Origin of the sequence: Candidatus Igneacidithiobacillus taiwanensis, assembly GCF_031962545.1 — a bacterium.
GTDB classification, from domain to species: domain Bacteria; phylum Pseudomonadota; class Gammaproteobacteria; order Acidithiobacillales; family Acidithiobacillaceae; genus Igneacidithiobacillus; species Igneacidithiobacillus taiwanensis.
The window spans coordinates 1-12,293 of sequence record NZ_JAVRKK010000061.1; the positions used below are offsets into that span (position 1 = coordinate 1).

Below are 12,293 nucleotides of genomic sequence, written 5' to 3' on the forward strand. Positions count from 1 at the left end.
CGGCCTACCTGAACGATCCCACCCTGGAGAGCGTGGACATCGCTTTCGAGCGCATGATGCAGACAGAGCATGACCCGCACGATCAGTACGGATGGAAAGACGGGAACGGGATCCGCACCCAGGTCCATCCCGTCATTGCCCAGTCCGCTCGGGAAATGCTCAACAAGGCCGATAACGAGAAGTCCGGCGTAATCTCTACCATGATGAGCTTCCTGAGCCTGTATCGTGACCCCATCGTCGCGCACTGGACCGAGCATTCCGACTTCCGAATCACCGACCTGCAGGACGCAGACCGGCCAGTATCTTTGTATCTGGTAACTGACATGGAGAATGGTGTACGGCTCCAGCCGTTAATGCGATTGGTCCTCCAACTTATCGTTTCTCGACTGGCATCCGGAGAACGGATTAGCCGTGCCTGCACCCTCGAACCACAGCCGAGAAAACTCTGGCCATGGTCCTTACGCATACCGGAAAAAAAAGAGCAGGCGATCCAGCCAAAAGGCCGCCGACTGATGCTTTTGCTTGATAATTTCCCCAACCCAGAAAACATCGGCAACTTCTTGAACCTGTACCCCGATCCAAACGAGCTCCTGTGCCTGCCACAGGCCCGCCAATATGAAGCAACACTGCAAGCACGATCCAAAATGCTCTGTCCGGAAACGAGCGATGTAATACCGGGTGCATGGAAGGACTACGAAGAGGTCCTGGGAATCAGCGGTGGGACGCTACCGGTACCGGTCATCGAACGAGAGGAATGGTTACCGGCCACCCCGGAACAACAGTCCGCCCTGGCTGCGCTAGAACAGGGCCTGGCCGCACTGGTCGGGGACATCCCCGATGGCGAAGAGCAGCACAGCGTCTCATCGCGGGACGAGGATCGGGAATCCATGGCCGAGTTGTCGGGACTGTATCAACCTAGCCAAGAATCTCGAAAAGAAGCCCTGTTACTTCGCCTAAAGAATGTCCTCGATGGCGTCACATTTAGAGGGTACCGGCTGATTGGATTTTACGATACGGAAAATAACGAGCGGTGGCCGTTGATTCATGAGTGTGACGGATTGGTTATCTCTGAAATGTCCCCAGAGTTGCGCGGCGACTTGCGCCGATCCTGCATTGACTGGGCGTTAGAAGAATCAGCGCGCATCGGCGTCCTATGCTCACACTCAGAACTTGTCGAGTCTGCAGGGCGAACATGGGAAATAGAACGGATAAGCATCACTGGTGAGGAATTCCCCTCACACGACGATATTTTGCCAGAAAAGGAGTAACCACATGGAAAATGAAGCACTCAAAGACGCTCTCCGGGACATTTTGCATCAGCGGTCCAAAATCTCCCAGAAGCAGGAAGAAGTCAAAGACGCGATCAAGGCCCTGGCGGAACGGTTCGACCGCAAGCCTGCCGAGATCAACAAGATCATCGGGTACATCGAAAAGGAACAGGAAAAAGGCGGTGTTATTGCCGATGCCCGCGCATTGCTCGATGAAGCCGAAGGGATGCTGTAACCCATGATTCCGGTATCGACTCTCGTTCAGCAATGCGCACCGGAGATTGCTCCTGCGACCATGACAGCCATTGTCCGGGTCGAGTCCGGCGGCAATCCCTGGGTCCTGTGGGACAACACGGCAAATCGGGGTTATCACCCCAAATCCAGGCAGGAAGCCTTGCGGATCCTGCGGATTCTCCTGGCAGCAGGACACCAGGTAGACGTAGGCATCGCTCAGGTCGATTCGGAAAACTTTGCCCAGTATCACCTGACCCCCAAAACGGCCCTCAATGCCTGCCGGAACCTGCAGGCAGGAGCACAAATCCTGCAGGCGGATTGGCAGCAGGCGTTATCCCGTGGAATGACCGGACAGGCAGCCCTCTATCATGCCTTCGAGGCATACAACTCCGGCCATCTGTTTGGCGATAGCGTCTATGCCAAGCGGGTATTGGGCGCAGCAGGATCCCCGGTTTTCCTGCCAGTTGCGAACCTGTCGGCATCCGGCAAATACCCGGCTACCTGGCCCCAATATGTCTGGACTGCCAAACAATCTGACGACTGGTCAGTCATGCCATAACTGGAGGACCTGATGATTGACCGTTCCACAGTAGTTCGTTGACAGCATGCCCTACCGTAACCGAATGCCCCATCAGGAGATTCCATGGCACATAAAGTTCACGCCCCGGAACAGCAGGTAGCTGATTATCAGGTTCAGCGCCTGGCACGCGGCGGCAGATTCAAGGCGACCGTGGGCGGCATCGCCGCCGGCGTACTGGGCTACACCATGGGTATTTCCTATGTAGCCCGCAAAGTATTTCCAGGCTATGGCTGGACCGACGCCTTTATCAAGAAGTCCCATGCCTATTTGCAGTTACCGTATGATGGCTGGCGTCTCTACAATCCCCTGCCCTTCCTTCGACCGATGATTTTGAACATCCATTATCCGGTCATTCACGCAGCCTTTTATGACGCGGGGCTTCCTGCCGTGCTGCTTGGGGTGCTGGTGGGCGGTATTCTCGGCAAGAAACACAAGGCCGCCAGACAAGCCGTACTCAACAATCCTGTGCATGGCTCCGCCCACTGGGCAACGCGAAAGGACGCGGAGCGGGCGGGTCTTCTGCCGGCCGCAGTCACGCCCTGGTGGCACTTTTGGGCAGAGAGTCCCGCTCCGAAGCGTTTCGATTCCCCACACATCTGCTATGTCGGCGGCTTTGTGGAAAACGGTAAGGTCACCCCACTGCAACACACCGGCGCAGAACATATTCTGGTGTTCGCCCCGACGCGATCCGGTAAAGGTGTGGGACTGGTACTGCCCACCTTGCTGGACGGCTGGATGGATTCCGTGGTGGTCCATGACATCAAGGGCGAGAACTTTGCCCTGACAGCAGGCTATCGCAAGAGCATGGGGAACAACATCCTCAAGTTTTCCCCGGGATCGGTAAACAAAGACGGCACCTATCCCAGTGAGGGCTGTTGCTTCAATCCCCTGGATGCCGTGCGCGTGGGTACACCCTTCGAGGTGAAGGATGTCATGAACATCGCCACCATGATCGTGGATCCCGACGGTAAGGGCCTGAATGACCACTGGCAAAAGACCGGTTTCGCGCTCCTCACCTCAGTGATCCTGCATGTGCTCTATGCCATGCCGGACAAGACTCTGCGCGGGGTGGCGGCCTACCTGAACGATCCCACCCTGGAGAGCGTGGACATCGCTTTCGAGCGCATGATGCAGACAGAGCATGACCCGCACGATCAGTACGGATGGAAAGATGGAAACGGGATCCGCACCCAGGTCCATCCCGTCATTGCCCAGTCCGCTCGGGAAATGCTCAACAAGGCCGACAACGAGAAGTCCGGCGTAATCTCCACCATGATGAGTTTCCTGAGCCTGTACCGTGACCCCATCGTCGCGCACTGGACCGAGCACTCCGACTTCCGAATCACCGACCTGCAGGACGCAGAACAGCCCGTATCCCTGTATCTGGTGACCAGCCCGGAGGACAAGAACCGGCTCAAGCCGCTCATTCGTCTGGTCTTGAATCAGATCGCCTCCCAGTTCACGGCGGAAGAGCGTCTGATCGCTGAAGAAGGTCGCATCAAGGCCAAGGGAAAGCATCGCCTGCTGCTGCTCCTCGATGAATTCCCGAGCCTTGGCAAACTGGATGTCTTCCTGGACAGCATCGCCTTCCTCGCCGGATATAACGTCAAGCTCTACCTGATTACCCAGGACATCGCCCAACTGGAAGATGAGCACCATGGCTATGGCAAGGCCGGCGCCAAGACCATCATCGGCAACTGCCATGTCCGGTCCGCCTACGCGCCCAACCAGGTGGAAACGGCCAAGTGGATTTCGGACATGCTGGGGACCAAAACGGTCACTCTGGAGAATGACAACCAGTCCTTTGATGGAGGAATGCTGTCACAGAACAAAGGCTATTCCACGAGTATCAGCTACCAGTCCCGCCCCCTGCTCACGGCAGATGAAGTCATGACCCTGCGCGGGCCGGAGAAGCAAGGCAGCAGCATCAAGAAGCCCGGCGACATGCTGGTTTTTGTAGCCGGTTTCTCCCCGATTTACGGCCAGCAGCTTCTGTACTTTCAGAACGAAGAATGGCTGAAGCGTGCGGCTATGCCCTGGCCGGAAAATAGCGACGAAATGCCAGGTGCCAAGAAGAACTACGAAGAGATCCTGGGAATTAGTGGTGGGGCGCTACCGGTGCCGGTCATCGAACGAAAGGAACCGGAGCCCGAGAAAGCCCCTGCCAAGCCTGCAGAGGAAGAGTTGCCGGCCACCCCGGAACAACAGGCCGCACTGGCTGCGCTAGAGCAGGACCTGGCCGCAATGGCCGGGGACATCCCCAACGGCGAGGGGCGGTACAACGTCTCATCGCGGGACCAGGACCGGGAAGCCATGGCCGTGTTGTCTGGGAAGGATGCGGGAGAAAAAGACAGTCCGCAGGAAGGGGCAGAGGAATAAGTATGAGAATGACCACGGCTCTTCTGGATCGCCTCACCCATCATTGCGATATTCTCGAAACCGGTAATGATTCCTACCGCTTCAAAAATCGGAGATCTGCCCCCTCTAAAACTGGTCAATTTTCGACGCTGATTGACAAAATGCGGGAACCAGATCGGGGAGAATGCGCTGCACCGCGTTCGGTGGTTGAAATTATTGCAGACTCCTCTGATAACGGCGGTCTTCGGTCATCGGTTGTCTCCCTGGATGATCTTGATCAAGGCCAGATTGATGTAATAGCTGCTGCGTCCTGCCTTGATTTTCTCGACGAACCCGGCTTCGGCAAGTTCGTCGAGGTACCTTGTCGCGGTGATCCGTGATACCTGAAGATCGCGCACCAGAAAAGCGATCTTGGTGTACGGATGTTGGAAAAGGATATTGATCAGATCCTGGCTGTAGAATCGGAATTGGGCCCGGATGCGGTGCTTGTAGTCCATCAGGGCATTACTGATCGCCTGAATCATGTTGATGGCCTGATCCGAAGTCAGTTCCACAGCATCCAGCATGTACATGACCCAGTCTTCCCATGAGTTATCATCCCGGACGGCCTGAAGCAGGCGATAGTATTCACCCTTATGCCTGACGATGTAGCTGCTGAGGTAGAGCAACGGGATTTCCAACAGGCCCTCCTTGACGAGGTAGAGCACATTAATGATCCGCCCGGTTCGACCATTGCCATCGTAAAAGGGATGGATGCTCTCGAACTGGTGATGAATCATGGCCATCTTGATCAGTGGATCAGCTCTGTAGAGGTCATCGTCATTGATAAACCGCTCCAGGTCGCCCATCAGACGGATGATCTCATTCCTGTCCTGGGGTGGCGTATAGACCACCCGACCCGTATTGGTCTGAAGATCAGTGCCTGGTAACCGGCGGAATCCCGCGTCGTTTTGTTCCAGTTCTTCTTGAATGGCCAGAATCTGTCGGTTTGTAATCAAGCCGGTTTTCTGTACCTCCTGGAAGCCTGCCCGGAGTGCTTGCCGATAGCGCAAGACTTCCTTGCTGGCCGGATCAGAATAGCCGCGCTCGAACGTCTCTCCTTTGAAGAGGGCATCGTGTGTCGTGACGATGTTCTCGATCTCGGAACTGTCCTTGGCCTCCTGTAAGCCCAAGGTGTTGATCAGGATACTCTGGTTTGGAATGGTCCGCGCGATCCCCTTGAGTTCAGCGAGTTTTCGACTGCTACTGGCCAGTTTCTTCAGGATCGGTACCGTCTCAAAGCGTTTCGGATCGATTTGATGCAGGGGTTCAATCGTCATGAAGTGCTCCCAAGCAAAGGAAAACAGCTTGCTCTATACACGCTGCGAGGAATATATATAAATAATGCCCGTTTTTATGCATGTCAAACATGATGTGTATAGTGTCTGCCCGTTTTCTTATCAGAAGACTAGCGCGAGGGTATTTTTCCGACCACGTATGAACCGCCCCGGATTTGATGGAGAAAAAGGGGCCAGAGCTTTCAGTCAAAAAATGCTATTGATAAGATCGTCCCCGATCCCAAAGCCAGCGCCCATCATCAGAGCCTGACCAAAGCCGGAGTGCTCTAGGCTATTCAGGAATCCACCGCCTTGTCCTTGGTTCTGGTAGCCTGCCTGTGGCGTTTGCGGATAGCCTGGCTGCCACTGCGGCGGATTTCCCATTGGGCTTTGCATTGCCATGTCGTTCTGGACGGCTTGGTGCATGGCCTGCATGACTGCCATGACCTGCATCTGCTCCTGCTGGATGTTCAGGGCCAATTGCTTGAGATCGAGCAACCATTCTCGGGCGTCTGGGTTGTTCTCCGATCCTTGCTGCATCTTGGCGGCCAGGGCCTGGATGGCCTGGGAGACGCCCTGGGCTTCGGACTGGAGTTGCTGATACTGTTGTTCCACGGTTTGTAAATCCATTGGTTTCTCCTTAGTTGGAAGCTGGTTAGATCTTGAATAACCTCTACATCAAATTTTGACAGGATAGTTCAATGAGATTTCGTCCCCAGTCGCACCCCGAAATCCCCAATTACTGGGAGGGCTTTCCTGGATACAGACTTCTATATCATTCTTCGGAATGCCCAGGCTATCATGGATCCGGTCAAACAAGAGTCGGATCAATTTTTTCTTGGCTTCGATGGATCGCCCTTCCATCATGGCGATTTCAATGATCGTATATTGTTCGCTCCGGTCCTTCGGAAAGATCATATCTTCGCGATCCATCAGGATGAAGCGATGAAACCGTTTCTCCACCGGGTACTGTAGAGCCTCTACCACACACGCATGAATCGTGTCAGAGAGATCCTGTCGAATGGGAAGGAGACTCTCCCGGATGCCGTAAATTTTTATTTGTGCCATCGGTGTTTCTCCAGAGCGCTCACAACCCCCCGTGATACTTGAAGGACACTTCCTTGCAGTTCGGGCAGACAAAGACCTGGACTTTGAGCTTCTTCTCGAAGGCTTCTTCGCCGTCATCGGCCAGTTGTCCGGCAATCATCCCGAGTGCCGCTCCACCCAAGCCCGTCAGGCCACCCATGCGGATACCGTGAGCGCCCATGTCCTGCATCTGCGTCTGGCAGCAGGGACAGGTGGCTTGCATTGCTTCCTGGTGTTCTCCGAATCCAAACATTGCGATGTCTCCTTTTCGATTACAGGTGAGTTTATTTACGTCCTCTATAAATCCCGCCTATTTGACCTACCAGCGGTCAAAGACTGCGAGGATTCCTGTTCTTCGTCTAAGGTATCACTATGGGTGATGTATAGCAGCGCCCATACCATACAGGCAAAGTAGCCCAAGGCGGCCCAGCCAAGCAAAGCCTTGTCTATGGTGATTAGCCAGCGCATCAACTGTTGTGACAAGGTATCCCCCTTACCCGGCCCGATTCCAGTCCTGGTCAAACTGGGCCTGGAGCTTGGCCAGAGTCTCCCCGTCCAACACCAAGCCCATTTCACGGTTGGATTCCAGACTGGTCTGCGTAAAGTTCTCGCTGCCCACAAAGGCCAGGGAATGGCCCACAATCATCTTGGCGTGCATATAGACGGGCTTCACGGGCAGGAGCCGTACCTGACAGCCGTGGGAGCGCAAAAAGGCCACATCCCGCTGGTCCTCGCTATTGATACTGGCCGGCAGGATCATCCGAAGATCCTTTCCCTTGGCCGCCAGCGCATCGAGGATCGGCTGATAGGGTCCTAACTCCTCCGATTCCACGCTAATGGGTCCCGGCTGGTTAATGACCTGCAGAAGTTGCCCCGCCGAGGTACCTGGAGACAGGACCAGTACCTGATGGACATAGGCGGGCGCTTTCTGGTTGTTCCAGTCGGAGCTAAAGACCGCATGGACGGCGCGGACGACCTGGGGGTTGTTCGTGACATACAGGTATTCCCGATTGCGATGGAAGGCGGACCAATCCAGATTGGCGGTACCAATCTCACACTCGTGTCCATTGCATAGGTACTTTGCGTGATAAAAGGCATACTGATCACCGTGGCTGGTGAAGCGATAGGGAGCCAGATGCAGGGTCGCGCCGGTACCCTCGATGGCGCGTTCCTCCTTTCGGACCTGCCAGAGCTTCATCCCGTAGGGCTTGCCCTCGACAATCACCTGCACCTGAACACCACGGTCATGGGCGGCAGCCAAGGCAGACAGGATCTTGCGATCACTCAGGTAATACACCCCGACATCGATCTCGTGGTGAGCCTGTCGGATAAGATGCAGGACCGGGGCTACCCCGGCATTGGGTTCTATGTAGAGCATCAAGATCTCCTTGTGACGAATTTGTACCATAGCTTAATGGCGGTCCCACCATTTTGCGTGGTGTTTCGTTGCATATCGTTTTGGCAAGCGTCGCAACTTATTGAAAAATAAAGAGCTATAAAACGTATCCAGGACTGTTAATCACTAGGTCGGCAGTTCGAGCCTGTCCCGGGGAGCCAAATGAACTGAGCGCTTGGAAGAACACTCCAAGCGCTCTTACTTTTTTCCTCCAGCCTCGACGAAGAGGGCGAGGCCTCGGCTGATTCCGCGAAGACAGCATTGGCAAGCATGTCAATTAGTTCGGCGGCAAGCCGATGCATTTCGCGACCCAATTGGTTATCAGTGCCGGTAATAACGCAGTTGCGGTCGAAGACGCCGACAAAGCTACTGAACGATATGCTGCGGATATTTACGCAACAACATCACATAAGCAGGATTCATTTCCTGTTTTGGGAAAAATGCTTTCCAGGTAGTGACGGACAACAACTGAGCTGGCGGCGGTGCAAAAACCAGATCCTGGTGGCGAACCAATTCGTGGCAGGCGATGCAACTACCCACCTTACCAAAAGACACTAGCGTGCCATCGGGCTTATAGGCAGCCATGACCCAATTGCGGTCGGCCGCATCGTAGCCCTTCGCCTTCAGCATCGCGGTCACCCCAACCAATTTTTTCTGCGCATTGTAGTTTTCTTTTACGACCAGGCTTCCGTTCGTGTAGCGCTCTACTCGCACAATTCCTCCACCTTGCCGAATACTCTGCACGGCGGCAGCGTTGGCGAGGTCGGTCGTGAAAGGGTCTACCGAACGCGAGCCAATCTGGTGAGGAGTACTTTCTGGCATGACCGCATGGGCCTTCTGCAGACCCTGGATCTCCTGCCAAAGCATCTGCGGACTGGGTATGGCCGCCCACGCGAGCGTCGGCAAAAGACCAAGGCAAATGACAAGATAGCGTTTCATCGGTGCTCTCCCATTTATTTCGGCCGCTAGGGTACTGCAAGGTCGGAAGATTGCGAGTGCAGCGGCAAAAACGCCTCACCTTCCGGCGGCGCAAAGGCAAAGCAGCCGCGCCCTTCGGACTTGGCCAAATACAAGGCCCGATCGGCACGCGCAAGAGCAAGGGCAAGAGGGTTATCCTCCGCCAACAAGGGCGTTACCCCCATGCTCACAGACAAAGTTACCCGCTCCTGCCTGGAGAGACTCAGCTGGGTGGCGCGCACCTTACCAATAATGCGTGCCAGGATATCGTTGCCCTCCGCAGGGCAGCAGTTGCGAAACACAACCGCAAACTCATCGCCACCCAAGCGGCCGAAAATATCGGTATCACGCAGGGCGTCTTTGATGACTTCCGCAGTGCGCGTGAGGACTTTGTCGCCTGCCAAGTGGCCATGGCGATCATTGACTCCCTTGAAGTGATCGAGGTCGACAATAACTAGCAGGCAGTCCTCGGGATAGCGACGTAAATGTCGAACCTGTTTGGTCGCCTGCTCGAGAAAGGCGCGACGGTTGAGAGTATCAGTAAGCTCATCGTGGGTCGCCAGACGCGTCAATGCCGCCTTGGCCTCGACTTCGGCACTGATATCGCGAAAAATCCCCTCCACCCCGAGCAACTCGCCCCGCGCACCGAGCATAGCGGTGCTGGTAATGGCTACATGCACCGCGTGCCCATCCTTGTGCCGCAGGCGCGCCGGGTAATCGAGGATTTCTCCCTGCTTGCGAATCGCCTCGAGGAACGCCTGCCGATCCAGCGGATCCACATAATAGCTCGCGGCCGACGTACCCAAGACCTCTTCGACTGTATACCCGAGCATACGGGTCACCCCAGGCCCAACCAACACCAGTTCCTGCCGTTCGTTGGTCCTGTAGAAAACATCGTGCATGTTCTCAAATAGTCGCTGAAAATTCTCCTCAGAGCTACGTAGCGATTCGTCCATTTGCAAAACCTGGGTAACATCGATGCTCGAGGCCATATGCAGTTGCAGTCCCTTGACCTGCAACAGAGAACTCGAGGAGACCACGGTTCGCGTGATACCCTTGGCGGACCGTAGGCGGATCAAAGTGGGTGTATTCTGCGGATTCTCCGTGCTCAAGGCACTGACCCGATAGAGAATCCGCTCCTGATCGAGCGGGTGGATGAATTCGATGATATCCCGACCAACGAAGAACTCGGTGTTGGGACCGTCCAGTAAAACGATCGCAGCTTGATTGATGAAAATGATCTGCCGCCCATCAAGCAGCACATGGGGAATGGGACAAACGTGCAGCATCTCCAGCCAGCCAATTTCTTGCAGGCCAGCAAGATAGAACGAACATTCCGAATCCATGTTACTCAAGGGCGGATGCCTCCCCATGAGGCGAGCGCAGCAGGACATCGCGGCAGTGGGACTCAGTGCCCCGCCGAGGCAGGGCGTCTATTGGCGGATCGTATCAGCCCATCTGGGCTTTGTCAGCAGTCGCCGACGATGCCGCCCGTTTTGACCTTGCCGAACGCATTCCACCACTATCGAGCGGAGTTGACACCTACCCATTTGCAATAGCGAAGGACTCGACGGTGAGCACGATTCATTGGTGGAGAGAAAGGCGGCGTTGGGGAGTCTGTGCTAGCACGGCTGCTGGCGCAATATTTTGTCGACCATCAGATTCCTTTTATTGCTTTTGATAGCGACCGCCCGCACGGGGCGTTGTTGCGCTTATACGCCGATTACACAGCACCTTTTCTCGCCAATGACTACCTGACTCTGGACCACATCATGGAAGCTATCGTTACCAGTGAGCAGACGATATTGGTCGATCTTGCCGAACAAAGCCGCGACGCTCTCGCAACCTGTATGGAAGAATCCGATCTGCTCACATTGGCAGGCGAATCGGGAGTGACTGCCCGCTATTGGCACCTGATGGATTCTGGCCACGATTCTGTGGAGTTACTACGCGCCGTCTTGGAAAAGTATGACGCGGGAATGCAGTACACCCGCGTCTTGAATCAGCTCCGCGGCGATGATTTTTCGATTCTCCGCCACTCTGGATCACTGGAGCAGGTGCAGGCATTGGGCATCCAAACGATGGACCTAAAACGACAACATGCTGGCACCATGAACAATATCGATGCGCAAAGCGGCAGTCTTTGGGCGGCGCAGCGAGCAAACACTGGGCATGGTCTGGGCTTGCTCCAGCGCCAGCGCCTAAAGACCTGGCTACGACTCGGCTACCGCGAGATTGCCAAGGTGATGGGCTAATCGGGCGAAAACTACGCCGATCCCTCCAGTGCCTTGCGCAGGTAGGGATCCATATCGTTGAGGTTATTGAGCGCCCAACGCTTATAGTCGTCGGGAAGATCGACAATGCGCACCCCCTTATGCTTGCCAAAGGGCATGGTCTCCGGGATGCGAGCGCGCTCGCTGAACTCCCACAACGCCTCCCAGGAGGCGGGGCGAACGGTCATGATGATGCGGTTGAGGATTACCCGACAAAACTTTACGTCGGCCAGGGCCGAGTGAGCGTTTTTGAGATTTTCCCGCGTCTTTTTCCGGTCCTTGCTAAAGTGGTAGAGCAGCGCCGATTGCGAAAAACTATCGAGCTCCGGCCACAAGCGTCGGCTCATGGCATAGGTACAGATGCGCTTGACCTCGGGCCGGCGAATGACCTCCCAGTCAAAATCGATACTGTGTCCCACCAGATACTCAACGCCTGCCGGCAGGGCAAACGTCTCCGCCGGCGGACAATCGAGCAGATCCTCATCGAGGATGTGATGTACCGCGATGGCGCCCAGCTCGATGGCTTTTTGCGGGCGATAGCGCTGAACGAACTGCTCCTCGATTTCCAAGGTACGGAGATCGCTCACCCGCAACCAGGCTGCCTCGATCAATTGGGGCTCACTGCGGCCGGTGGTTTCGGTATCAAAAATCAGGGCTGCCATCGCAATCACATCCGAAAAAATGCAAGGCTGCAGGGTATCGACTCGCCATTCTCGCCGCAAGTACCTGTATGCGTCCACCACCTTTGGCACTGTGGTAGATGTTGGAGGAGGAAGGATAGCGGTGGTTTCTGTCCGAGTCGATGGTGTGGCCGTTCGGCGTTGT

At 55.5% G+C, this 12,293-nt stretch carries 13 protein-coding genes and 1 pseudogene; 6 read left to right on the forward strand and 8 right to left on the reverse strand.

Annotated elements, in window-relative coordinates:
• The 5 genes and pseudogenes from RTI30_RS08720 to RTI30_RS08740 all read left to right on the forward strand — a co-directional run.
• Positions 1-1,268: type IV secretory system conjugative DNA transfer family protein (locus RTI30_RS08720; protein ID WP_312283641.1), on the forward strand; the 1,268-nt coding region annotated here is incomplete at its 5' end.
• 4 nt (positions 1,269-1,272) lie between these two features.
• On the forward strand, positions 1,273-1,503 hold the full coding sequence (locus RTI30_RS08725; protein WP_312283642.1) for a hypothetical protein: 231 nt from the start codon (positions 1,273-1,275) through the stop codon (positions 1,501-1,503).
• A gap of 3 nt (positions 1,504-1,506) precedes the next feature.
• Complete coding sequence (locus RTI30_RS08730; protein WP_312283643.1) at positions 1,507-2,061, forward strand: lytic transglycosylase domain-containing protein; 555 nt, start codon at positions 1,507-1,509, stop codon at positions 2,059-2,061.
• Positions 2,062-2,145: 84 nt separating this feature from the next.
• Positions 2,146-4,461 (forward strand): type IV secretory system conjugative DNA transfer family protein, encoded by a 2,316-nt coding sequence (locus tag RTI30_RS08735; RefSeq protein ID WP_312283644.1) that lies wholly within the window; start codon positions 2,146-2,148, stop codon positions 4,459-4,461.
• 5 nt (positions 4,462-4,466) lie between these two features.
• Positions 4,467-4,553, forward strand: a pseudogene (locus RTI30_RS08740) (ATP-binding protein); the annotation flags it as partial.
• 135 nt (positions 4,554-4,688) lie between these two features.
• Here RTI30_RS08740 and RTI30_RS08745 read toward each other — a convergent pair.
• The 7 genes from RTI30_RS08745 to RTI30_RS08775 form a co-directional block, all read right to left on the reverse strand.
• Entirely contained in the window at positions 4,689-5,759 is a 1,071-nt protein-coding gene (locus RTI30_RS08745) for a Fic family protein (protein ID WP_312283645.1), read from the reverse strand.
• Between the two features lie 204 nt (positions 5,760-5,963).
• Positions 5,964-6,386 carry a hypothetical protein gene (locus RTI30_RS08750; RefSeq protein ID WP_312283646.1) on the reverse strand — a complete coding sequence of 141 codons (423 nt, stop codon included), beginning with the start codon at positions 6,384-6,386 and terminating at the stop codon, positions 5,964-5,966.
• A gap of 48 nt (positions 6,387-6,434) precedes the next feature.
• On the reverse strand, positions 6,435-6,824 hold the full coding sequence (locus tag RTI30_RS08755; protein ID WP_312283647.1) for a tautomerase family protein: 390 nt from the start codon (positions 6,822-6,824) through the stop codon (positions 6,435-6,437).
• A 19-nt stretch (positions 6,825-6,843) separates the two neighbouring features.
• Positions 6,844-7,095 (reverse strand): hypothetical protein, encoded by a 252-nt coding sequence (locus RTI30_RS08760; protein ID WP_312283648.1) that lies wholly within the window; start codon positions 7,093-7,095, stop codon positions 6,844-6,846.
• 240 nt (positions 7,096-7,335) lie between these two features.
• Positions 7,336-8,220 carry a phospholipase D-like domain-containing protein gene (locus RTI30_RS08765; RefSeq protein WP_312283649.1) on the reverse strand — a complete coding sequence of 295 codons (885 nt, stop codon included), beginning with the start codon at positions 8,218-8,220 and terminating at the stop codon, positions 7,336-7,338.
• A 384-nt stretch (positions 8,221-8,604) separates the two neighbouring features.
• Positions 8,605-9,177 (reverse strand): cytochrome P460 family protein, encoded by a 573-nt coding sequence (locus tag RTI30_RS08770; RefSeq protein ID WP_312274906.1) that lies wholly within the window; start codon positions 9,175-9,177, stop codon positions 8,605-8,607.
• 26 nt (positions 9,178-9,203) lie between these two features.
• Entirely contained in the window at positions 9,204-10,541 is a 1,338-nt protein-coding gene (locus tag RTI30_RS08775) for a sensor domain-containing diguanylate cyclase (RefSeq protein WP_312274912.1), read from the reverse strand.
• A 273-nt stretch (positions 10,542-10,814) separates the two neighbouring features.
• Between RTI30_RS08775 and RTI30_RS08780 the strand changes: the two genes are divergently transcribed.
• The gene (locus tag RTI30_RS08780) at positions 10,815-11,450 is read left to right on the forward strand and encodes a hypothetical protein (RefSeq protein WP_312274908.1); all 636 of its coding nucleotides are present in this window, start codon (positions 10,815-10,817) and stop codon (positions 11,448-11,450) included.
• 11 nt (positions 11,451-11,461) lie between these two features.
• Here the strand turns inward: RTI30_RS08780 and RTI30_RS08785 are convergent.
• Positions 11,462-12,293 (reverse strand): putative quorum-sensing-regulated virulence factor (locus RTI30_RS08785; RefSeq protein ID WP_312283650.1); only part of this gene is annotated, 832 nt, incomplete at its 5' end.

Coding starts and splice junctions, on each gene's coding strand:
- RTI30_RS08725 (WP_312283642.1), top strand. CDS start 1,273: ATGGAAAATGAAGCACTCAAAGACGCTCTCCGGGACATTTTGCATCAG.
- RTI30_RS08730 (WP_312283643.1), top strand. CDS start 1,507: ATGATTCCGGTATCGACTCTCGTTCAGCAATGCGCACCGGAGATTGCT.
- RTI30_RS08735 (WP_312283644.1), top strand. CDS start 2,146: ATGGCACATAAAGTTCACGCCCCGGAACAGCAGGTAGCTGATTATCAG.
- RTI30_RS08745 (WP_312283645.1), bottom strand. CDS start 5,759: ATGACGATTGAACCCCTGCATCAAATCGATCCGAAACGCTTTGAGACG.
- RTI30_RS08750 (WP_312283646.1), bottom strand. CDS start 6,386: ATGGATTTACAAACCGTGGAACAACAGTATCAGCAACTCCAGTCCGAA.
- RTI30_RS08755 (WP_312283647.1), bottom strand. CDS start 6,824: ATGGCACAAATAAAAATTTACGGCATCCGGGAGAGTCTCCTTCCCATT.
- RTI30_RS08760 (WP_312283648.1), bottom strand. CDS start 7,095: ATGTTTGGATTCGGAGAACACCAGGAAGCAATGCAAGCCACCTGTCCC.
- RTI30_RS08765 (WP_312283649.1), bottom strand. CDS start 8,220: ATGCTCTACATAGAACCCAATGCCGGGGTAGCCCCGGTCCTGCATCTT.
- RTI30_RS08770 (WP_312274906.1), bottom strand. CDS start 9,177: ATGAAACGCTATCTTGTCATTTGCCTTGGTCTTTTGCCGACGCTCGCG.
- RTI30_RS08775 (WP_312274912.1), bottom strand. CDS start 10,541: ATGGATTCGGAATGTTCGTTCTATCTTGCTGGCCTGCAAGAAATTGGC.